The 23,340-nt window shown below is 48.7% G+C and carries 21 protein-coding genes and 1 other RNA gene; 6 read left to right on the forward strand and 16 right to left on the reverse strand.

Annotation, left to right across the window (positions count from 1 at the left end):
* Positions 1-117 precede the first annotated feature (117 nt).
* The 6 genes from cmk to gyrA form a co-directional block, all read right to left on the reverse strand.
* Complete coding sequence (gene cmk / locus H8K29_RS06000; protein ID WP_186896826.1) at positions 118-798, reverse strand: (d)CMP kinase; 681 nt, start codon at positions 796-798, stop codon at positions 118-120.
* Positions 799-872: 74 nt separating this feature from the next.
* Positions 873-2,210, reverse strand: coding sequence for a 3-phosphoshikimate 1-carboxyvinyltransferase (gene aroA / locus H8K29_RS06005; protein ID WP_186896827.1), 1,338 nt, complete (start codon positions 2,208-2,210; stop codon positions 873-875).
* A 277-nt stretch (positions 2,211-2,487) separates the two neighbouring features.
* Positions 2,488-3,405 (reverse strand): prephenate dehydrogenase/arogenate dehydrogenase family protein, encoded by a 918-nt coding sequence (locus H8K29_RS06010; RefSeq protein ID WP_186896828.1) that lies wholly within the window; start codon positions 3,403-3,405, stop codon positions 2,488-2,490.
* Positions 3,406-3,412: 7 nt separating this feature from the next.
* Positions 3,413-4,486 carry a prephenate dehydratase gene (gene pheA, locus H8K29_RS06015; protein WP_186896829.1) on the reverse strand — a complete coding sequence of 358 codons (1,074 nt, stop codon included), beginning with the start codon at positions 4,484-4,486 and terminating at the stop codon, positions 3,413-3,415.
* Between the two features lie 200 nt (positions 4,487-4,686).
* Positions 4,687-5,787 carry a 3-phosphoserine/phosphohydroxythreonine transaminase gene (gene serC, locus H8K29_RS06020; RefSeq protein ID WP_186896830.1) on the reverse strand — a complete coding sequence of 367 codons (1,101 nt, stop codon included), beginning with the start codon at positions 5,785-5,787 and terminating at the stop codon, positions 4,687-4,689.
* A gap of 4 nt (positions 5,788-5,791) precedes the next feature.
* Complete coding sequence (gene gyrA, locus H8K29_RS06025) at positions 5,792-8,458, reverse strand: DNA gyrase subunit A (protein ID WP_186896831.1); 2,667 nt, start codon at positions 8,456-8,458, stop codon at positions 5,792-5,794.
* A gap of 707 nt (positions 8,459-9,165) precedes the next feature.
* Between gyrA and ompA the strand changes: the two genes are divergently transcribed.
* From ompA to H8K29_RS06055, 6 genes are all read left to right on the forward strand, one after another.
* Positions 9,166-9,819, forward strand: a complete 654-nt coding sequence (gene ompA / locus H8K29_RS06030; RefSeq protein WP_186883045.1) for an outer membrane protein OmpA — start codon at positions 9,166-9,168, stop codon at positions 9,817-9,819.
* 265 nt (positions 9,820-10,084) lie between these two features.
* On the forward strand, positions 10,085-10,789 hold the full coding sequence (gene ubiG, locus H8K29_RS06035; protein ID WP_186896832.1) for a bifunctional 2-polyprenyl-6-hydroxyphenol methylase/3-demethylubiquinol 3-O-methyltransferase UbiG: 705 nt from the start codon (positions 10,085-10,087) through the stop codon (positions 10,787-10,789).
* 56 nt (positions 10,790-10,845) lie between these two features.
* Positions 10,846-11,523, forward strand: coding sequence for an HAD family hydrolase (locus tag H8K29_RS06040; protein ID WP_186896833.1), 678 nt, complete (start codon positions 10,846-10,848; stop codon positions 11,521-11,523).
* 44 nt (positions 11,524-11,567) lie between these two features.
* Positions 11,568-11,928, forward strand: a transfer-messenger RNA (tmRNA) gene (gene ssrA / locus H8K29_RS06045).
* A 237-nt stretch (positions 11,929-12,165) separates the two neighbouring features.
* A complete protein-coding gene (locus H8K29_RS06050) occupies positions 12,166-12,639 on the forward strand; it encodes a Panacea domain-containing protein (protein ID WP_186896834.1) in 474 nt (157 codons plus the stop codon).
* Positions 12,558-13,046, forward strand: a complete 489-nt coding sequence (locus H8K29_RS06055) for a hypothetical protein (protein ID WP_186896835.1) — start codon at positions 12,558-12,560, stop codon at positions 13,044-13,046. Before H8K29_RS06050 ends, H8K29_RS06055 begins: the two co-directional genes overlap by 82 nt.
* 29 nt (positions 13,047-13,075) lie before the next feature.
* On the opposite strand, the gene H8K29_RS06060 is transcribed toward H8K29_RS06055, so the two are convergent.
* The 10 genes from H8K29_RS06060 to H8K29_RS06105 form a co-directional block, all read right to left on the reverse strand.
* Positions 13,076-13,864 (reverse strand): DNA adenine methylase, encoded by a 789-nt coding sequence (locus tag H8K29_RS06060; RefSeq protein WP_186896836.1) that lies wholly within the window; start codon positions 13,862-13,864, stop codon positions 13,076-13,078.
* Between the two features lie 163 nt (positions 13,865-14,027).
* A complete protein-coding gene (locus H8K29_RS06065) occupies positions 14,028-14,540 on the reverse strand; it encodes a hypothetical protein (RefSeq protein ID WP_186896837.1) in 513 nt (170 codons plus the stop codon).
* Complete coding sequence (locus tag H8K29_RS06070) at positions 14,525-15,031, reverse strand: lysozyme (protein ID WP_186896838.1); 507 nt, start codon at positions 15,029-15,031, stop codon at positions 14,525-14,527. Before H8K29_RS06070 ends, H8K29_RS06065 begins: the two co-directional genes overlap by 16 nt.
* Positions 15,028-15,309 carry a hypothetical protein gene (locus H8K29_RS06075; protein WP_186896839.1) on the reverse strand — a complete coding sequence of 94 codons (282 nt, stop codon included), beginning with the start codon at positions 15,307-15,309 and terminating at the stop codon, positions 15,028-15,030. The genes H8K29_RS06070 and H8K29_RS06075 overlap by 4 nt, the downstream gene beginning before the upstream one ends.
* Before the next feature lie 92 nt (positions 15,310-15,401).
* A complete protein-coding gene (locus H8K29_RS06080; RefSeq protein ID WP_186896840.1) occupies positions 15,402-15,695 on the reverse strand; it encodes a hypothetical protein in 294 nt (97 codons plus the stop codon).
* A 1-nt stretch (position 15,696) separates the two neighbouring features.
* Positions 15,697-16,815, reverse strand: a complete 1,119-nt coding sequence (locus H8K29_RS06085; protein WP_186896841.1) for a hypothetical protein — start codon at positions 16,813-16,815, stop codon at positions 15,697-15,699.
* A gap of 164 nt (positions 16,816-16,979) precedes the next feature.
* Complete coding sequence (locus H8K29_RS06090) at positions 16,980-17,702, reverse strand: hypothetical protein (protein WP_186896842.1); 723 nt, start codon at positions 17,700-17,702, stop codon at positions 16,980-16,982.
* The gene (locus H8K29_RS06095; RefSeq protein WP_186896843.1) at positions 17,699-18,586 is read right to left on the reverse strand and encodes a hypothetical protein; all 888 of its coding nucleotides are present in this window, start codon (positions 18,584-18,586) and stop codon (positions 17,699-17,701) included. Before H8K29_RS06095 ends, H8K29_RS06090 begins: the two co-directional genes overlap by 4 nt.
* Positions 18,583-22,893 carry a hypothetical protein gene (locus H8K29_RS06100; RefSeq protein ID WP_186896844.1) on the reverse strand — a complete coding sequence of 1,437 codons (4,311 nt, stop codon included), beginning with the start codon at positions 22,891-22,893 and terminating at the stop codon, positions 18,583-18,585. Before H8K29_RS06100 ends, H8K29_RS06095 begins: the two co-directional genes overlap by 4 nt.
* 79 nt (positions 22,894-22,972) lie before the next feature.
* Positions 22,973-23,263: a DUF1799 domain-containing protein gene (locus H8K29_RS06105; protein WP_186896845.1), complete on the reverse strand. Its 291-nt coding sequence runs from the start codon at positions 23,261-23,263 to the stop codon at positions 22,973-22,975.
* Between the last annotated feature and the right edge of the window lie 77 nt (positions 23,264-23,340).

Raw genomic sequence — 23,340 nt, forward strand, 5'->3', positions numbered from 1 at the left:
TTTGAGTTAGCCGGAACAGAACAAAGGCGCTGTTTACCGGGTTAGGTTGAACAACCCCTTAATAAACTTGCTTTATCAAAGGGACTTACTCGCACATTCAGCAATCAAACAGTCTTACTATTGAGACGACTTGCTTTCCTGTGCTTCTGCATACCATTCCAGCACCTGATTCACCGCTTGTTCAGCAGTAATTTCTGAGGTATCCAGAATAATTGCACCTGATGCAGGTTTGAGCGGAGCGGCTGCGCGGGTACTGTCTCTCGCATCACGTTCCATCAAATCTTTTACCAAGTCTTCCATATTAGCAGAAATTCCCTTTTCAATCAATTGCTTATATCGACGACTCGCGCGTGCCTCTGCACTTGCTGTCAGGAAAATTTTGAGACTGGCATCGGGGAAAATCACACTGCCCATGTCGCGCCCATCAGCAACCAGGCCAGGAGCATTGCGGAACGACAATTGCAAGTCCACCAAAGCTTTGCGGACTTCCGGCAGCACCGCTATGCGTGATGCGGCAACGCCTATCGCTTCGGCGCGCACATCGTCCGTCACATCGTCGTCTTCCAGCATGACGTGGCCGTGAACGAAACGACAGGGCAAGGCGCGTGCCAATGCAGCAATGCTCGTTTCATCGTCAAGCGAGACATTTTTGCGTTGCGCCATCAGAGCAGTTAAACGGTACAACGCGCCAGAATCGAGATAATGAAAACCCAGATGTTTGGCAACGCGATGGGCGACCGTTCCTTTACCGGAAGCAGTCGGCCCATCAATCGTAATTACGGCATACTTATTTGTCATTTTGGGGGAGTATCCTTCAATTTTGCTCTATTGTCGGCATAAACAAAGGCCGTTTTTATATACTGGGGGGAGTATTAAAACAGCTCCTGATGGTTGATTTTGGCAAAAACCTCAAAATAATCAGGGAAAGTCTTGGCGACGCAATGCGGTTCGTTAATCCGCATCGCTGCGCCGCGCCGCGCCTTGCCATCCAGACTGGCAAGCGAAAAGCACATCGCCATACGGTGATCATCATAGGTATCGATGGTCGCGGGCAAGATCTGCGCCGGTGGCGTGACACGCATGTAATCTGCGCCCTCTTCCACGGTTGCGCCGAGTTTTCTTAATTCTGTCGCCATCGCCGACAGACGATCAGTCTCTTTGACGCGCCAGCTCGCAATATTGCGCAGCGTTGTAGTGCCATTTGCATACAAGGCCGCCATTGCGATCGTCATCGCGGCGTCAGGGATGTGGTTGAAATCCATGTCTATCGCCTGCAACGCGCCATTCGATGTGGCTTCTATCCAGTTATCGCCACGGGTGATGGTTGCCCCCATTTTTTCCAGCGCCTCAGCAAAGCGGACATCGCCCTGTATGCTGTCGCGGCCGACACCTTCCACCCGCACCGGCCCGCCTGCAATGGCGCCAGCGGCCAGAAAGTAGGAAGCAGACGAAGCGTCGCCTTCAACATGCACCACGCCCGGCGACACATAATGCTGCCCACGTTTGACGGTGAACGCCTGCCAGCCGTCGCGTTCGACAGCAACACCAAAACGCTGCATCAGATTCAGGGTGATTTCAATATACGGCTTGGAAATTAATTCGCCAACGACATCAATCACGATGTCATGCTCTTTCGCCATCAATGGCGCCGCCATCAGCAAGGCCGTCAGAAACTGGCTGGAGACATTGCCTTTCACTTGCAGACGTTGCGCATGAATATGGCCACGACGAATGTGTAAAGGTGGATAGCCGGGATTGCCGGTGTACTCGACCTGCGCACCAGCGGTATTCAGGGCATCGACCAGATCGCCAATCGGCCGCTCATGCATACGCGCGACGCCATGCACTGTGTAATCACCACCCAGCACTGCCAGCGTTGCGACCAATGGGCGAATCGCAGTGCCCGCATTTCCCATAAACAGATCGGCCTGATGGCGGGGAAGCTGACCGTTAACACCGCGGACCGTGTAGTTCTGGCTGTCACCTTCTTGCTCCCAGTGCACGCCCAGTTGCTGCAAGGCGTTCAGCATCACCAGCGTATCGTCGGATGCCAGTAAATCTTTGATTTCCGTCGTCCCCTGCGCCAGTGCTGCGAGCAGCAAGGTGCGGTTGGAAATACTCTTGGAGCCGGGCAAGCGCACCGTGCCCTGCACCTGCATTATTGGCTGCAAATCAATGTATGGCGGATAGTGTTTGCTTTGTTGGGTCATAGTGATGAACTTATTCGGAAAACATCCGGAATCTGATCCGGAATGCAGATAATTTATTTTCGACAAAGACAGGATTGATGCAAAACCGCCCCAGCAGCGTTATGGCTCCTCGCCGTACTATTCGTACTGTCTTCGTCGCCATGCCTTGCCGGGACAACTTTGCATCCATCCTAAAAGAATAACAGACGACTGACAGATTAACTCCGATCAGTAGCAATCTAAACAGATCAGAATTCGTCCGTCGTCATCCAGGATGAAACCGAGAACAGAGCCGATGTTAATCGCCACCTTCACGTTGCTGTTTTTCTGCGGCTTCAATCGCGGAAATCCAGTTGTGGCGGGCGCGTTGCGCGTTCGCATAAATACCTTCGACGCCCGCTGCATCAGCATTGACTAAATGCTGGCGCAACACAGCCAGACGCGCGGTATAGGAATCCAACTCCTGCAACATCGCATGCCGGTTTGCCAGCGTGATATCGCGCCACATTTCCGGCGATGAACCGGCAATCCGCGTGAAATCGCGAAAGCCGCTCGCTGCGTATTGAAACAGCGTGTCAGCATGTTCTTTGCGGGCGATATCGTCCACCAGTGCATAAGCAAGCAAATGCGGTAAATGACTGACTGCCGCAAACACCGCGTCATGCCCGGCCGGATCAAGATAATGAATTATCGCGCCGCATTGTTGCCATGCCCAGGCAACGCGCGCCACATCGGCATCGCTATTTTCCAGCAGGCGTGTGATCACCGCTTTTTTACCGACATATAAATCAACGAGTGCCGCTTCTGGCCCATTCAACTCGCGACCTGCAATCGGATGCGCAGGGACAAACTGGCGCAGCTTCGCGCCCAGCGCTTTTTTTGCTGCATCAACGACATCGGATTTGGTACTGCCAGCATCGGTCACAATCGTGCTTGGTGACAAATGCGGCTGTATCGAATCCAGAATCGCTTTGGTTTGCGCGACCGGCGCAGCAATCAACACCAGATCAGCATCCTTGACTGCGGCTTCGGGCGAGGTCGCGATGCTGTCGATAATACCGAGTTGCAATGCTCGTTCCAGCGACGCCTGACTACGCCCGACACCAACGATGTGCTCCACGGCGCCGGCTTTTTTCAATGCCAGCGCAAATGAGCCACCTATCAGGCCAACGCCAAAAATCGCAACACGCTTAAAAACATTCGACACGTTAGGCATCACGATCTCACAGCGTACAAGGATAAGAACCCAGGACTTTGAAGAAAGCCGCTTTCGCATCGAGCTCTGCCATCGCCGCTGCAACTCTTTCATCCATGACGTGTCCTTCGACATCAACATAGAAATAGTATTCCCAGTTACCGGTGCGGGCGGGACGCGATTCAAAACGGGTCATCGAAACGCCGTGTTTGGATAAGGGTGCCAGCAAATCGTACACAGCGCCCGCCTTGTTCGGCGTCGCCAGCACAATCGAGGTCTGATCTTTGCCGCTCGGTGTCGTATGCAAACGTCCTATCACAGCAAAGCGCGTACGGTTATGCGGATCATCCTGAATGTGTGCGCTGACGATGCCGAGGTTATATTGGGTGCCAGCGATTTCACTGGCAATCGCAGCAACGGTGTAATCACCGCTGGCCATGCGCGCCGCTTCGGCATTGGATGCGACAGCTTGTCGTTCAATATGTGGAAAATGTTGATTCAGCCATGCCTGGCATTGCGCCAATGCCTGCGAGTGAGCGCAGATACGGCTCACGCCTTCCATGTTGCCGGATTTGCTCATCAGGCTGTGCTGCACCGGAATCGCCAGTTCGCCACTGATCGCCAGACTGGTTTGCAGCAATAAATCGAGTGTGCGATTGATCGCACCTTCGGAAGAGTTTTCGATAGGTACGACGCCGAAATCTGCCGTGCCCGCTTCCGTCGCGCGGAAAACCTCGTCAATTGAAACGCAAGGCAAAGCCTGAATCGCATGGCCAAACTGCTTGTACACAGCTTGTTCGCTGAAAGTGCCAACCGGGCCGAGAAATGCCACCACCACGCGTCGTTCCAATGCGCGGCAGGCGGACATGATTTCGCGGAAAATCAACTGGATATCTTCGTTCAGCAAAGGACCAGGATTGCGTTCAGCGACTCCGCGCAATACCTGCGCCTCGCGCTCAGGGCGAAACACCGGTGCATTGGTTTCTGCTTTAACGTGACCGACTTCTTCAGCCACACGGGCACGCTGATTCAGCAAATCGAGAATCTGGGCATCGATCGTATCAATCTTAATGCGCAGGGGAAGTAATTTGTTGTCGCTCATAACTAACCTAAAAACCGTTTTTGTACACTGTGACAGCGGTGCACGACAGTGAATAGTCGCGCCTGCCGCTTTGTATTATTTGATTCCTCACCAGGCTTTTGATCTGGTTCGACAGCGCCACGGTTTCCAGGTGATGGGTTATGCCATGTTCAGAAAGGGCTGCCGCTTGAGGAGAAGACTACACGCTATTACTTTTACACTCAGGAATGCGCGCTGGCAAACTCGCGCATGAAACCAACCAGTGCCTGCACACCGGCGAGCGGCATCGCGTTGTAAATCGAAGCGCGCATACCACCAACCGATTTATGCCCCTTCAATTGCAACAAACCCTGCGCTTTTGCAGCAGTCAGAAATTCAGCATTCAAGGATTCGTCTTTCAGAAAAAATGGTACGTTCATACGTGAACGGCATTCCTTCGCCACACGATTTTCATAAAAATCAGTGGAATCAAGGTAGTCGTACAACAACGTTGCCTTCGCAATGTTTTGCGATTCCATCGCTGCCACGCCGCCCTGGCGTTTCAACCATTGAAATACCAGACCAGCGATATAGATCGCATAGGTTGGTGGCGTGTTGTACATGGAGCCGTTGTCGGCAACAATTTTCCAGTCAAAGGCGGATGGGCATACAGGCAAAGCATGTCCGAGCAAATCTTCGCGCACGATCACCAGCGTCAGGCCAGCCGGGCCAATATTCTTTTGCGCGCCGCCAAAAATCACACCATAAGCAGACACATCAATCACGCGCGACAAAATATGCGAAGACATGTCCGCCACTATCGGTGCGCCACCGGTCTGTTCTGCTACATCGGGCACGAAATGATATTCAACACCGTCTATCGTTTCATTGGTGCAGAGATGTACATAGGCTGCGTCTTTCGACAACTGCCAGCTGTCTCTTGCCGGAACTGCCGTAAAACCATTGCTGGCAGCGGATGCCGCCACATTCACTGTGGCGTATTTTTGCGCTTCTTTAATTGACTTACCGCTCCACGAGCCAGTATGAATGAAATCCACCGGCGCATCGGGACGACGCCCCATCAGGTTCATGGGAACGATGGCATTTTCACCGAGACCACCACCTTGTAAAAACAAGATTTTGTAATTTTCCGGAATCGCCAGCAAATCACGCAAATCACGCTGGGCGGCATCCATGATGGACATGAATTCTGCGCCGCGATGACTCATCTCCATGACCGACATACCGCTGCCATGCCAATCCAGCATTTCTGCAGCAGCCTGCTGCAAAACCTCTTTAGGCAAAACTGCCGGGCCCGCCGAAAAATTGTAGATGGTGGTCATGGTTTTACTCCGCTACATCGCCAGTCGCGTCATCAGCGGCATTCGTGTCGCCATCGACAGCCGTTGCGCCTGATTCAGTTTCATCCTGATCAGCATCCGTTTCAACGATACGCTGCAAGCCGGACAAGGTAGTTCCGTCTTCAACCGCGATCAGTGTGACGCCTTGTGTTGCGCGGCCCATTTCACGAATCTCAGAGACACGGGTCCGGATCAAAACGCCACCAGTCGTGATCAGCATGATTTCATCGGTCGTTTCAACCAGAGTCGCAGCAACGACTTTGCCGTTACGCTCAGAAGTCTGAATTGCAATCATGCCTTTGGTACCGCGACCATGACGGGTGTATTCAGTAATCGGTGTACGTTTACCAAAGCCATTTTCGGTAGCAGTTAATACCGATTGCTGCTCGTTTTCAGCCACCAGCAAGGCGATGACTTGTTGCGTTTCATCGAGATTCATACCGCGCACACCGCGTGCAGTGCGCCCCATAGGACGCACATCATTTTCGTCGAAACGAACCGCCTTACCTGCATCGGAGAATAACATCACATCATGCTTGCCATCGGTCAGCGCAGCACCGATCAGGAAGTCGCCGTCATCCAGATCCACCGCGATAATGCCGGCTTTACGCGGATTACTGAAATCGGCCAGCGGTGTTTTCTTCACAGTACCAAGGCTGGTTGCCATGAAAATATAACGGTCTTCAGGGAAGCTGCGGTTGTCACCGGACAAAGGCAGAGTGACGGTAATTTTTTCGCCATCCTGCAGCGGGAACATATTCACGATAGGTTTGCCGCGTGAACTGCGCGAACCTTGCGGTACTTCCCATACCTTGAGCCAGTAGAGACGGCCACGGTTACTGAAGCACAGGATGTAATCGTGGGTATTGGCGACAAATAACTGCTCAATCCAGTCATCATCCTTCGTTGCAGTCGCTTGTTTGCCACGGCCGCCACGTTTCTGGGCACGGTATTCAGACAAGGGTTGCGATTTCATGTAGCCGGTGTGCGACAAGGTCACCACCATATCGACCGGCGTGATCAGATCTTCGGTTTCCAGGTCGGTCGCGTTGTGTGTAATTTCAGAACGGCGAACGTCTTTATTCCCTTCGCCATACTCATTTCTGGCGAGTGTCAGTTCATCCGTAATAATCGTTGTGACACGTTCAGGCTTAGACAGAATATCGAGCAAATCGGCGATTTCAGCCATCACGTCTTTGTATTCGTTGACGATCTTATCCTGCTCCAGACCAGTCAGACGTTGCAAACGCATTTGCAGAATTTCCTGCGCCTGATCATCGGATAATTTGTACAGGCCATCCGGCTGAATACCGTAATGTTTAGGCAAACTCTCAGGACGGAAAGCGTCAATACCACCAGGATTATCAGCAGCAGTGCGCGTCAGCATCTCACGTACCATGGAGCTATCCCAGGCACGCGTCATCAATTCCTGTTTCGCCAGTGGCGGTGTCGGTGCCGCTTTGATGATAGCGATGAAATCGTCGATATTCGCCAATGCTACTGCCAGACCTTCGAGCACATGACCGCGTTCGCGCGCTTTGCGCAGTTCAAACACGGTACGACGCGTGACAACTTCGCGGCGATGTGACAGGAAGCACGACAACATTTCTTTCAGATTCAGCAGCTTAGGCTGGCCATTGACCAGTGCCACCATATTCATACCGAAAGTGTCTTGCAATTGTGTCTGCTTATACAGATTGTTCAATACCACATCGGGCACTTCACCACGTTTGAGCTCAATCACCACGCGCATACCGGATTTATCGGATTCGTCGCGGATATCTGAAATGCCGTCGAGCTTTTTATCGCGCACTAATTCTGCAATACGCTCAAGCAAAGATTTCTTATTGACCTGATACGGCAGCTCATCAATGATCAGCGCGGTACGATTCTCTTTGCCAAATTCCTCGAAATGCGTTTTTGCACGCATCACGACACGGCCACGACCAGTGCGGTAACCGTCACGCACACCGGAAACACCATAAATAATGCCGCCGGTCGGGAAATCTGGTGCAGGGATAATCTCTATCAACTCATCTATCGTGCAATCATCATTCCGCAACAAGTGCAGGGCACCATTGATAATTTCAGTGATGTTGTGCGGCGGAATATTGGTCGCCATACCGACCGCGATACCAGAGGCACCGTTGATCAGTAAGTTAGGAATACGGGTAGGCAAAACCGACGGTTCTTTTTCTTTACCGTCATAGTTCGGTACGAAATCGACCGTTTCTTTTTCGATATCCGCCAGGATTTCGTTAGCAATTTTATCTAAGCGACATTCGGTGTAACGCATCGCAGCGGCACTGTCACCATCAATGGAACCGAAGTTACCCTGACCATCGACCAGCGTGTAGCGCAAGGAAAATTCCTGCGCCATACGTACCAATGTGTCATAAATAGAAGCATCGCCGTGCGGATGGTATTTACCCATGACCTCACCGACAACGCGCGCACATTTGACGAATGGACGGTTATAGACGTTGTTCATCTCATGCATCGCGAATAAAACGCGTCGATGCACAGGCTTCAAGCCATCACGCACATCCGGCAAGGCTCGACCAACAATCACGCTCATCGCGTAATCGAGGTAGCTCTTGCGCATTTCTTCTTCAAGGGAAATCGGGAGTGTTTCTTTTGCGAATTGATCCATTGGCATGCCGGCAAATTAGAGCTTGGTTAAATGATAACATCACGAAAAACAGTCGCTGCTAATCTTAGTGCCGTAATGCACCATGTCAGCAAAACATCGCTTTCACAGAGGCAATACGAAAGTCAGGTACACGTTTTTTCGAATGTTTAGCTCTTGATTTTACCATGCTCAACAGGCCAAACGTCACAAAATAGCAAAACACAAATACCCCCAAGCAATTGCGGAGCCTAAGCTCTGGCGTCAGATCGTGTCCGAGAAAATATTCGCATGAGATTAACGATTCATTACCCATAAACAACCTGACAGCAACATAAGGCAAATTACTTGAATAATTTTCACCATTTCGACTATCAATAAGAAATCAACAAACCAACAAACTGACTCTGGCAATCAAAAACACCTCAAAATCGATAAATTCAGTAAGTGTGTTCATCAAAACAAGTTATTTTTTTGCAATTTCTTAAGTGGATTTCACCTGAAAACCGCTGTGCAATTGTTGCCCATGCACGACATATTTAACGAAGTGTTACTTTAGCGATTTAACAAGTCATGCCGGATTAACGTTATCTATGGCAAAATATTGATTAATAACAGCGTTGTTCGTTTGACGAAATAGTAATGTCATCAAGCGCGTGGTATCATCAGGTTTTAAGCAGTAATTTGCGCAGTTTATCTGCGATAATTAAATCTCAGTCGAGAGGATAAATATGAAAATTCTAGTTAAGCTCGTTATCGCAGCGTCCGCAGTTGCTTCCTTTTCTGCATCCGCACAACAAGACATCAAAGCGAACACACCACACAGTGCTTATGTACAAGATGGTCGTGGCGTCATTGTTCGTGATGCATTTGGTCTGTGCTGGCGTACTGGCTACTGGACACCTGCTGATGCAGTGCCAGGTTGCGACGCTCCATTGGTAAAAGAAGCTGCTCCAGCTCCCGTTGCTGCTCCAGCTCCTGTTGCTGCTCCAGCACCAGCTCCTGTTGTTGCTCCTGTTGCTCCAACATCTGAAAAAGTTACTTTCGCTGCCAGCGCATTGTTTGACTTCGACAAATCAGTATTGAAAGCTGAAGGTAAAACTCAGCTCGACGATATGGTTTCTAAATTGAAATCGATCAATCTGGAAGTTGTTATCGCTGTTGGTCATACTGACTCCGTAGGTACAGATGCATACAACCAAAAACTGTCTATCCGCCGCGCGGAAGCAGTTAAAGCTTACCTGGTAAGCAAAGGTATCGAAGCTAACCGTGTTTACACTGAAGGCAAAGGCGAAAAACAACCAGTTGCTGATAACAAAACAGCAGAAGGCCGCGCTAAAAACCGTCGCGTAGAAATCGAAGTTGTTGGTACACGCAACAAATAATTAAACTCCGTTTTAATTATGTAAAAACCCCGCTTCGGCGGGGTTTTTTACTTTTTGTTTCTCGTACCAAATCTGCATTTACCCCGCAAAAATACGCCATAAGAATAGATTAAATAGAAACTCAATACCCTGCAACAAACACAGCTACCGAAGAAGATTCTGAAACTGGACTTGTCTTGATCTGACTAAGTGCGGGAAATACCCGGATCGCCTACAATATGCCATTAATCCATCCCCTCTCAACACAGAAATATCCGCACACATCATGCCGACACTAAATGCAGATCCAGCAGAAATTCAGAAATTCAGTGACTTAGCTCATCGCTGGTGGGATCCAAGTTCAGAGTTCCGCCCTTTACATGAAATTAACCCGCTGCGTCTGGAATGGATTAATCAACGGGTTCCGCTATCAGGCAAAAATGTCATTGATGTCGGCTGTGGTGGCGGCATACTCGCCGAATCGATGGCAAAAAAGGGAGCCATTGTTACTGGCATCGATCTTTCAGACAAAGCCCTGAAAGTGGCCGACTTGCACGGTTTAGAATCAGGCGTCAGCGTACGTTATAAAAATATCCCCGCCGAAGAGATGGCCGAAGTGGAAGCTGGTCAGTACGACGTTGTCACTTGCATGGAAATGCTGGAACACGTCCCTGATCCATCATCCATCATTCGGGCCTGCACAAAACTATTGAAACCAGGTGGGCACGTCTTTTTCTCCACCCTGAACCGTAATGTCAAATCGTATCTGTTCGCAATTCTTGGTGCTGAGTACATTTTGCAATTATTGCCAAAAGGCACGCACGACTATGCAAAATTCATCACTCCGGCAGAACTTTCGCAAGATGTTCGCAATGCGGGTCTTGAATTAAATGCCATGAAAGGTTTGAGCTACAATCCGCTGACAAAAATCTATTCATTGAATAACGATACCAGCGTCAACTACATGATTGCCTGCACCAAGCCAACCTAAATCTGATCATGTACAAACGGACACCAAGTTCCGTTTGTACGTTTACCAATTCGCCTATGCACAATCCTCAAGCAATTTTATTCGATCTCGATGGCACCTTAGCCGATACCGCGCCAGATCTGGCTGCTGCCATTAATGCGATGCGCGTACGCCGCGGCTTAGCGCCAATACATTATCTCAGCCTAAGACCATTTGCTTCTGCCGGTGCCCGTGGCTTATTGGCAGCGGGTTTTAATATCACGCCTGAAGATGCGAATTATGAATCGATGCGCATTGAATTTTTGAATCAATATGAATCTGCAATGGCGGTACACAGCCGCTTATTTGAACATGTCACGACGCTGCTGCATGGGTTGAACGCCCTGAGCCTGACATGGGGCATAGTGACAAATAAAGCGACGCGTTTTACCAAACCGTTGATCTCTTTGCTTGACCTTCAGGAAGCGCGCTGCGTGATTTCCGGGGATACCACGCCTCATGCGAAACCACATCCGGCTCCCTTATTGGAAGGTGCAAGACGACTAGGCATACGCTCAGAACATTGCTGGTACATCGGTGATGATTTGCGGGATATTCAGGCTGCTGAAGCCGCTGGTATGACCAGTATCGCCGCTGCCTGGGGATATTGTGGTGCCACCGAGCCAAAGCAATGGAAAGCAGATGCCATCATCGACAGTCCGCTCGAATTACTGGAATTAATCAGAGCTAAACATTTACAAGTCATCCCCTCTTGAATTTTTCGTACAACACCGCATATAGGTTATACTAGCAGGGCTTTGGGGTCGACCTGGTTTCGACAGGGGTTGCAAAGCAGCGCAGGGCATACCGAGGCCAGACTACCTCGTAAATACAATCTGAACTATATAACTGCAAACGATAACTCGTACGCATTAGCAGCTTAATTGCTTGCTAACTCTACACCGCCTCTTCCCTAGGGCGGGCTGGCAACAGCAGTAGAGTCATTCATAGGGAATCGTCCTGAGTCGGGTTACTTGGCTCGGGATTAAATCAAAGGTAACTCGTCCAGCCGCAGCGTGTGCGTCCGCGTCGTCTGGATTAAATTAAATGGCAGCACTAAGTATGTAGAACTGTCTGTAGAGTGCTTCTGGACGCGGGTTCGATTCCCGCCGACTCCACCATAATATTTAATAAAATCAAAGACTTACGATTTTATAGCTGTCATTAATTGGGGTGTTTTGGGGTGAATTAGGCTCTGGAATGACAACAAAATGACAGCATAAAAAAGCCCGGTTTATCCGGGTTTTTTTATTGGTATTGTGTCTCTAAATATAGATTTAACTATATAAAAATTATGGTTTTTGTATACGCATTCATCATATTTGAGCTATATTTAAGAAAGAAAGGAGGAGAGCAACATGCGAGTCATACCAGTCACAAATAGTATTTTAGCAATTGGAAATAGCGAAAAGACAAATGATCTTACGCATTTGAAGTTGCAAAAAATCCTCTATTTTCTTCATGGGCACTATTTAGCAGAAACAGGCGAGCCACTTATCGATGATAATTTTGAGGCATGGCCTTATGGCCCTGTTGTCCCCAGCCTTTATTCTGAGTTAAAGCACTATGGTCCACGACCAATAGATGAGTATATTTTCGAGAGAAAAACTGGGGAAGAAAAACCTGGCGCTTATTTCATAAGCAAGGAACATAGACCTGAGTTTTGGGATATCCTTAAAAAGGTTTGGGCAAAATACAACAAGTACTCAGCCTCTCAACTTTCATCCATGACTCATGAGCCAGGAACACCATGGTCTATTTCCCCAAAAAATTTCGCAATCGACAACGAATTAATCAAGCGTCACTTCAAAAACAAAACCAACCTTTTGTAAATGAAGAAACCCCAAGCATAGAAGAAGAAGTAAAATTTTTTAATGCCCCAGAGTCAAGAAAAGAAAGAATTGCTAACGATACTCTTGAGCAACGCCTAGAATTCCAAAATACATTTTTTGGAATTCTGTGTGTTGCTATTATTATTCTTTATTGTATTTTTTTCATTACTGTAATCTGCTTATTTTTATCTCTAGAGGCATTCCATAAAGAATTCCCGATCACTGGGGTTATCCTTGTAGGAATGACAGGATCGATACCGACACTACTTTCGGTATTTATTATTATCGGGGTTTTTACTCATAAAGATTCGACTAAGGATAAAGATGAAAAATCCAATGATTCATCAGCGGTATCAACTATTACAAAAGTCTGTACTGAGCTTCTAAAGACTATAAAGCATCATTAATAAAGCCCGGCATATCCGGGCTTTATTTCTTAGAACAAGCCCACAGGCTCACGTGACCTGTCCCACGAATAAATAATAACTTCGTTTCTATCGACACTCTTTGCACCGCCGCCGACAGTGTATTTAATCGGCACTGTATCGATCTCAAAGTCTGCGAATATTCGCCGGATGTCTGGGTGGTCGTTCAGGCTAATGATCGCCTTGCCGCTGATGTTTTTCAGCAGCGCGGCCATACGCTCATACTGCTCAATGCCAAAATCGACGCCATAGCCTTCTGTTTCCCAGTACGGCGGGTCAAGGTAAAAGAACGTATGCGGGCGATCATATTTCAGCATCAGCTTGTGCCAATCCAGATTCTCGATGAACGCACCGGCTAACCGCAAATGAGCAGCAGACAGGTTTTCTTCTATCCGTAGCAGATTGACTGGCGGCGCAGTGGTGGCCGTTCCCCAACTCTGGCCATCGACCTTGCCGCCGAATGCGTGCTGCTGTAAGTAGAAAAATCGGGCAGCGCGCTGAATGTCCGTCAGCGTTTCTGGCGGCGTGTCTTGCAGCCATTTGAATACATCACGGCTTGATAGTGCATATTTGAATTGACGCACAAACTCTTCCAGATGATTTTTAACGACACGGTATAAATTCACCAGCTCGCCGTTAATGTCATTAATCACCTCAACGTCAGCAGGCTGACGCATAAAATACAGGGCAGCGCCGCCAGCGAACACTTCCACATAGCATTTGTGCGCCGGAAAATTAGGGATCAACTGATCAGCAAGACGGCGTTTGCCGCCGATCCACGGAATAATAGGCATAGCCATAAGTAAACCTTTTAATTGTTAATTATGCTAGACTTCGCCCGCTCGCGAGCTGGCAGAGCCTTGCTTGGTTCACTGATAACGCAGTGGATTGAGGCCGGGGAGCGTTGTTAGCGCAACGCATCCCGGCGCTCTGTTTCATAGTGCAGACGTCTGCACATTTAAATCACTTCGTTGCCGCCTGCAGCTTTGTGTATAGCTCCCGCAACATCAGGGCTTGTTCTCGCCATGCGATGCAGGCTGTTGCGTTGAAGGCGGTTGTTTCCGCGACTTCAGCAAGCGGAATTCCGGCGGGTTCTCTGTCAGATTCGGCGACAGATCCGGCAGGCTGATTTGTCCAGGCGGCGTTGTATGAGCGCACGAAGCCAGTGTTAATAGTGCAGCCAGCGTTATCAGCGTCAGTGATGTAAATCGGCACTTGCTTTTCAATTGTTTCCCCTTGTTTATAGATAGTTTTAATGCGGTCGACGTACTTCACTTGCGTTTCAATGACGACCTTCATTTGCGCCTGCGAGACTTTGACTGACTTCGCAGCTTGCGCTGATATGTAATCAATGTGGGCTTGCCCGGCACTGCGCTCACCATGCATCATACCGAGCAGATAGATCACTGTGCCTGCGGCGACAGTAACCAGCGCCCGCACGTACCACGGGACAATATTATTTAAGACCTCAGACATATTTCTCTTTCACGTTTGGCGCGGTTAGCAATACCAGGAATGATGATGTGAATTTTTTTCTTCGTTCCATCTTTTTGAATGACCAACTTGTTGATGCCGTCGTACATCAGCAGTGCATTGCAAGAGCCAACCAGGTCGCCAGCGTTCACCCTTATAGCCATGCTCGAATCGCAGAATCCGACTACGCCAATGCGATACGCAACATCAACAAACGCGATTTTCTGTCCATCTGTCAGCGGCGCATGAACGCAAGACATCACACCCTCTGCATGTCGTGCCAAGTCTTTATCGAGTTGCGCTTTGCATTCTGCCGGGGTGTACGTCTTACCCCACATCGCGTCTTCAGTCGCACCGGTGCAGTACGTCAGAACGCCGCCAATGTCTTTATAAGTTTTGTAGACTGTGCCTTCCTGCGCGGGCACAAACAGCATCAAGCCAGACGCAGCTGCTGCACCGACGATAGCAATCAGGCTTCTTTTAACTGTGCTCATTTTGGATTTACCCCTGTTTTAACGGCTTGCACAATACCCCAGATGCCGAGTCCGAGGCCGACAATCGCGCTGATCGGCTTGGCAAGATTGCCGATCCATGACAACACTTTGAACGCCGACTTAAAGCTGTTCAAAATATCGATCAGCTCAGATGTATTACTCTCTGTGCGACGTGTTGATTCAGTGTTTTCATCGAGCTGCGACTGGATGCTATCCATACGCGCCTGCAACTCTTTGATCGTTTGCGGGTGAACTTTATTGCCGAAATCATCTTGCATTGCCTCTCCTTTGGGCACAAAAAAGCCCGCCGTGAATCACGCGGCAGGCATAAAAAAACCCGCCGAAGCGGGTGATGTTTAAGTGTGGCTATTTACAAACTGGCGGCAGTCGTAAATAACGCATCAAGATCAGTATCCGTTAAATTTAACGCCATGGCGATTTTCACAAGAAATGGGTGGTCACGTCTGAAATTTGGCGCATCATTCCATGCGACCTGCGTGAGCATGCGCTCTGTTGGGTCCTGGATTCCATCAATAAGTGGCTGCACCCGATCAAATAATCCAGCTAAAACGAGCGCCTGCCGCGCTTGGTAGCGATTGACTGATAACGGGAGTGTTTGTGTTGGCAATGGTGAAAACGTTAAGTATTCAGCTAAATGCTCCATATTAATCCACCCTCACATAACCAAAAACGATACGCTGCGCACCAATTGACGTTAATGCGGGCATAGAAAATTGAACAGAAGACCCAACATATTCGCTTGATGTAAGCCAGTTTGCTGACCATATATAACTCGTTGAACTTCCTGATGAGGGAGATGCAGGTAAAAACATCATTGCATTACCAGCAGGAAGAGCTGTTAAATATAGATTTGTTTGATTACTGATGGACTGCGGAATAATTTGGCGTGTTGTGAATTGCCTAAAGTCGGTGGTGTACATAAACTGTGAACCGCCACTGCCAGATAAACTTAGACCTGTACCTAAAACAAATCGGGTTCCGTCAAAATTAATACTTAACTTACCAGCAATGCCAGCAGTACCCGAGGTATTTGCAGTGCTTGGAATTTGTGGATTGCCGATGTTACTCCATGACCCAGTAGCCCCATTTGTCGATGTGTAGAAGTTTGTCAACGTACCGATAACAAATAAGCCCAATCCCGAAGCTGCTCCGCTAGTATTTGCAAAGTTTGCTGGGAGTGTAACTACTTCCCAAGCACTCCCGTCCGCCACAGTAGAGCGCGCGGCGGTAGTGACCCCACCTGAGGCACAAATAAGCCAACCATTAGCTCCAGCTGATGCGTTGTAAAGAATTTTTGGGTCAGTCCCATATGGCGCAGATGGAACTGTACGTGAAGTAAGTGTTACACCATCGGTGGTTGATACAACCTTAGTCGCACCGCTACTAGAACCTATGCAGATAATTGCTCTGGTTCCATCCGTGGCAATAGATGTATTGCCAGTGTAGGCAACTCCATCTAGTACAACTGTCCCACCTGCTGTAAATGTCGCCCCAGTTGTTGAGTAGCTACACTTAACAGAGTCGCTGCTAGTAGTAGTTGTTGCTGCGCTAGCTAAAATAAATCGACCGCTGAGCCATACAACGCCAACGTTTGCACCAGGTAAATTGTGAGCAATTTTTGACCACGTTCTGCCGTAATCAGTTGATACTAAAACGTAAGTAGCGTCATTGTAGACAACCACAACTGTTCCAGTTCCATTGTGAGCATACCCTTGGACATTCACAGCATTAGGGAATATTGAAATACCCTCACCATGTACCATCAAAGACTCTACCTTCGCAGCCTGTGGGTACAAACTTGATAGACCAACAGTCCCCGAGCGTAAAAACTTTGTCTGGTCTGGTCGCACCACTAACGTTCCGGAGTCAGGTATGAACGAACCATCACCAACCTGAGTTCCTCCGCCAAATTTTGTACTTGCTCGCGTCATCGTGCTACCCAACCTTTCAGTGTATCAATGTACCGAAATTTAATATCTAAGTTATTCATATCTAAAATAAACGTATCACCGGTAACGCCCTCAAATTTTCCGCCATTAAAATTGACAGTAACGTTGTTTTTAGCAAATGTCCCAGCGTAATCAAATACTTCAAACCATGTTTCACCCGCAACCGGATTAGACGGTGCGGTGATCGTAAAACTCCCATTTGTCGAATTTGCGGCAATCTTATCTGTTGATAATGTGGCTGTATTTGCAGAAACAACAAGCGCCGGCTTTTCATAATTGATTTTTCGCCACATACGTGGTGAGCCGATACCATCCTCAAGATTCGGGTCAATGGTTGATGTTCCTGCGATCATTAAACGGTAGTTCTGAAAGTCGGTTGGCGACCAGACTACTCTTCCGATATCAGAGGAAACATAAGTGATACCTGTGACCCATTTGGTGACGTTTGTTGATAAAGCTGCAGCAGAGGCGCTATTCGCCGCATTTGTCGCATAAACAATAATCGCAGCCAGAAAACCCTCTGCTGCAGTTTTGCTTTCATTTGCGTCCACAACAAGCGCGTTAATCTCACCGATGATGCTATTCAGCTGACTTTGAAAACCCGGCAGTGCAACAAACAGTTGATCCATCAGCCGGACAAACTTATCTTCATCCTGATTGCGTCCCGGCATTTCATTCGGTATTGCGGTAAGTAATGTCATGTAAGACTCTCCACTGAGATATTGCATAGTGATTTTGTTGCAGACGGGATCACGATTGAAAAGTCCCTATAAAATCCCCATGCATAAGTTGATGTATATAGGGTTGATCCGATGAAGAGTGTCGGCTTTGCTCTGATCGATATCAGATAGTTATAGAATGCATCGACATTCCAACTATCAATCTCTGTAGAAATTTCATTCGTCTTTCTGAAATCGCGCTCTACAACGCGAAACGCCCCCATCTCATCATTCTCTTTTATTGAAAAATCATCGATTCCTAACTTGATGCCGTATTGCGACTCACCATGTTTTTTAATCCGTCCAATTAAGATAACCCCCACTTTCGCCACCCCTGCAGGTTCGCTGATCGTGACAATAATGCGGGCATTGGCATAATTCGGCAGATCCATCAGGATCAAATCTGATTTACGTGAAATCGGTTCAAAGCAATATGCGGAGTAATTGTTAATACCCATCGTTGAGACCATGCTAAATGACTTGTCATAGACAACACCATCGGCGTCATCGATCATTTGCACACGAACATTAGCCGCTGATAAGTTGAGCAATGCGACGGTATTACAACGACTGGGAATACGATATTCATTTTCGATGCTGATAGGGTTCGTCGTCTGCGAAGCGACTGATTTATCGCTCCAGAGCCAGCGGTTCACCATCCCACAATCAAGCCATTTTGTTGCGTCAGTAAATGGATAAGTACCCCCGGCAAGGCACTGGTAGATTTTATGTACATCTCCTTTCACGATGACATATTGGCCTACCATGTAATTCCCACCGGGGATATATTCTGGATGGTCATTTTCAGCAACATTGCTGTTGATAAGCATTGCACTGGTAATGACAATCGGTACAAGTGTCCTCATGCAGTCACTCCACTTTTTACTTTGATACCATCTGGTGTTTCGTTTCGGCTCAAGATACGAGCAGTCTTATCTGAACTAGTCGCGATTGCTTTCGCACTCTCTTTTGATTCAATACGAAGACCTTCAAGCTCTTTACGCAAAGCGCGTACTTCAGCAACAAGCTCAGCATTGTTCCCACCAAGTAGCGACTGCGTTTTTTCGGCGTTGTAGATTCTGGATGCACCAGTCGCTTCAAGCTCTGGCCCATTCTCGCCAACCAGTCGCAAACCACCACCGAAGTCGCCACCACCAGCAAAGCCGGGGACTTTAACGCCGAATTTTTGATAGCTGAGCGCTGTTTGCTCAAGGCTATTTGCGGTCATCGCCCGAATGCGAGCCAGCTCCAACGCACTACCGGCGTTTTGCTTGGCAAGGGTATCCAGCGTTTGAGAAAGCTGCGGTAACAGTTTTGCAGCATCCATATCACCAGCAGCGGCAGCGGCATTCGTGATAGTGAACTTAGCTTGTGCAGCTGCATATGCATCACTACCGCCAGATACAGATGCGCCGCGCAACCGGCTGACTTCAGACAGAATCGAGTCAGTGACTGACTGCCATGCCTGCGCCAATTGCTGAGCAGCCTGCTGCGCTGCTTGCGATGCCTGCTGCTGCTCTTGCGCTACCTGCTGTGCAATCTGAGCTGATTTTTCTTCAGCTGCTTGCCGCTTTTGCTCAAGATAGATTTTCTCTGCCAGGTCACGATTAGCCGGGGCAAGCAGATCCATCTCACGCTTATGCAACTCTTCAGACTGGCCAGTCAATTGCAGCCATTGCGTTTCAAGTCCATAGCGCTCTGATGCTACTGCCGCCATTTTTTGATTAGCAGCCTCGATAGCTGCGGCCGCATCTGTTGTTGCTTTCTGCTCAGCCTGCAGCGCCCATAATCTGCGGTACATCGACTGGGTTGATTCGTCCTGACCCTCTAGCTGTTTTGCGTGCTGCTGCTCTAGCGTCATCGATGAAAACAACATCGCATCGATCTGATCTTGAAGCGCTTTATTTGTCTGAGCAATTGCTGCAGCTGATGCTGTTGCTGATGTGCCGAGACTATCAGTGTAATCAGCCACTGTTTTAAAGCCCGGCATTAATGCCATGAGTTTTGACAACAGCGTAGCTCCGGCCTCACTTGATCCATCAATACTTCTGACCAGATTTTTAAACTGCTCAACCGTCGTGATATTTGCATAGCCAAGATCTGCCATGCCTTTTGTCACCTGGTCGATCGTTGGCTGCATTTGCTCAGCCTTCGTCAAGAAGTTTGCTGCAAAATAGGCCGTCGCATCACTGAATGCCTGTGCGCCGCCAGTCAGTTGAACGAGGCGATCTTTTGCCTCGATCAGCTGGCTGGTATCGAGTTTAAAAAACTGACTGGTATCTTTATCAAAGCCGCTGCCAGAAAACGTTAAGCCCAGGTCTTTAACGCGGGCATCCACCAGCGATGTTTCAATACCCAAACGCTTAAAGGCATCACCCGCTGATTCCCCCTCCAACCTTAACTTTGCAATCGATGGCAGCAAGTCTTGCGCCATCGTGTCGGCAACACCAGCCAGCGCACTGGTCAGGTTAGTCATGAATTCAGCGTCAGTAGAGCCGAAATCAAACTTCAGTGAATACGTTTTTTCTATAATCGCATCAGCGTTTAAGCCTAGCGATTTTGAAAAATCCATCGTGCTTGATAAGAGCGAATCAAAACCGGCTTTAATCGCTTTCCCAGCCTTCTGTGTGCTACCAGTCCAGTCGTTATAAGTAACGCCATCAGCGACCGTATTACCGGTATTGAGATCGTAATTCCACTGACCATTAATATCGCTCGACAGCCAGCCACCAGATTTTGTATGGCTGACGTTTTTTGTACCGCTGATGCCGCTGGAGCTGACATTGGCGGTGACATTTTGACCGGTGATCTGACGTTCACCGTGGCCGAATGCTGCCGTACCAATCGAGTACGCAGCCAGCGCGGCAGCAACCCACGGCGCGGCAGCTGCAATGCTTGAACCAACTTGCCCCATGCCAGTTAAGCCTAACTGACCTGTTGAGCCTAACCCGGACAACTGCCCTACCCCGATGGTCGACGCAGATGATAGTGACGAGCTCAAGCCGAGATTCATTCCCATATTGCTAAGAGCAAATGAGTTGAATGCTGATTGCGCCCCTCCAGTGAACAAGCTATACAGGTTACTCAAGCCAGAGGTGACGCCGGATAAGCCGCTGGCAATACTACCAACACCACCCAAACCGCTTGCCTGACCACCGCCGAAGCCCATGACGGAGGCAATGCCCGACGATAACGGCTGCAAAATCGGCTGGAGTATCAGCTTGGAAAACAAGCCTTTGAGACCGTTGGTAAAGTCGGTAATAAACCCCTTTGTACCAGTGAATCCATTCATGATCGCCTTGCCGAGATATTTATTAATATCATCTGCAGTACGTTTGAATTCCTCACTTGCTGCCTGAGCTTCGTCAACAATGGCTTGCTTACCGGCATTGCTTAATTTCACTGATGCGAGAGAGCGTTTTTTTTCTGCTGCCTCATCCAGGTCTCGCGCATATTGAAGATATGCATCATGCAGTGGGCCAGCGTATTCAGCTGCTGCGCGCATATTCTTCGCAAGCTCTTCATCTACCGCCGCAGCCAGCTGTAATTTGCTTGCTGCTAATTCGACTAGCTGCTGCTTAGATAAACCAATCTCTTCGTTATGCGCGCGCTCTGCTTCGAGCTGGGTATCGAGTACTTTGATCTGATCAGATCCAGATTTAATCAGCTCAGCAGACAGGCGAATCATTTCTTTATGAATCGCGGTTGACTGCTCTTCCGCCATCATTTTTTCAAGAAGCGTCGCGAGGTATTGCTTATCTGTGTCCTTCAGCTTCAATACGCCGTCGCGCAAATCAACCATGACTTTTGCTGCTAACTTTTGCCCTTCAGTCAGGGTTACGTCTGATGCTCGCTCTTGCTCTTGAATATTGATTTTTTCACGAATAGAGCGAATCAATGAATCGTAAGCCGCAGCCATCGCTTTCAGCGCCTTATCGTCTTCCTTTTCTTTTGGTGGTGTTAAGTCAACTTGTGGCTTTTCTTCTTTTGTCATTTCTGCTCGCGCAGCCCTGACATCCGCCATTCCTTTACGGATTTTTTCACCAAGCAGCTCTTGATTCCATAATTTTGAAATATCGGAGCCAACATCGACGGCGATATTCTTTACTTCTGATGCACCGCGCTTCATCGCATCCCATGCGCCAGACATATCGCCACTTTTGAGCTTTGACCACGCGTCGCCGAGCGCACCATACGCCGACACATTCATAGCAACAACACCGGCGATTGCCTTGCCGATCATTGGTATCAGCGTTAAAAGACCCTGCCCGACATCAACCAAATAAGTGAATGCTGTTACTGCACCACGCGCCCACTCTGTCAGCGAGCCATCATCGGCCAATCCTTTGATCTTTGCATTAAGACCGTTTGCGCCTTTTGTACTATCAAACCATGCCTGAGCAAGCTCATCCATTGCAGGCAACATAGACATAGAGACTTGCTTTTTCCAAGCCTCGTTGGTGCCTTTGATGCGCACCATGTTGTCGTTGAAGTTGTCTGCCATTGCTGCTTGCTCAGCAGTCATTTTTGCATTGAGTTCACCGACTGCGGCCAGATCTTTCATAAAGGGGATCATTGCTGCTCCCTCTTTACCCATCAGTGCCATTGCCGCCGCTGACTTACCGCCACCGTCAGCAAAGTTGTCCATCGCCTTTGCTACAGTCAGCATCTGCTGATCTGGCGACATTTTGCGAAAACTATCAAAGTCAATGCCCAGTGCTTTGATTGCCGCCGCCGCACCTTTTCCGTCCTCATCTGCCGTCGCCATGTTTTTTGACAGCTTATTCATCGTGCCAGCGATAGTATCGAGACTGGTATCTGTCATTTTTCCGACGCTGGCCAGCGCAGATAATGATTCGACAGATGCGCCAGTTTTTGCAGCCAGGTCATGCACTTTTTCAGCGGCATCTGCTGCGCCGCGCACCATGCTACCAAACGCGTTCAGGCTGAGTATCGTTCCGAAACCGGCAGCAAGTGGGCCGAGCATATTCGTGATGCTCTTAATCGGGCTGACAACAGCATCCATACCCGATTTCATGGCATTCATACGCGCCTGAATATCATCGACTGAGCTTTTAACAATGCCAGTCGCTGCCCGCATGTCTTCGCGTAGCTTTGCGGTATTGCCCTCAATATCGACAACCAGCTGTGCAATTTTTGTTATGGCTCCCATTTTGGTTTCCCCATAAAAAAAAGAGCTATCGTTGAGATAGCTCTTTTCATTTGCTGCTTTTACTTACAATGATTGCGGCTTATTTTTCTTTACCATTACGGATAGGCCGAGCTGCACGCTCCATAATCCGCAACTGATGAAAGACTTTGTCACGGTCTTTTACTTTGACATGCATCCTCTCCCACACTTCATTTAAAACTGAGTAATCAATACCAAGATAGATCAACCCACTCATGTTGCAGACGACCCGCCACTGGCTTTCTAAGACGATGAAAACACGCAAGGCAAGTACATTGTCTGGATGCACCGGAAAGTCCTCCTGCTCGTCGTCATCGTCATCGATCCATTCTTTTGCATCTTCGGCTGTCATGCCGTAGTCAGCCAGTTCATCGAGAATGTCCTGACTATCGCCTGCATCAGGCTTGCCACGCGCCCAGACTCGCGCAG

The organism is Undibacterium sp. CY21W, from assembly GCF_014284265.1.
GTDB lineage: Bacteria > Pseudomonadota > Gammaproteobacteria > Burkholderiales > Burkholderiaceae_D > Undibacterium > Undibacterium aquatile.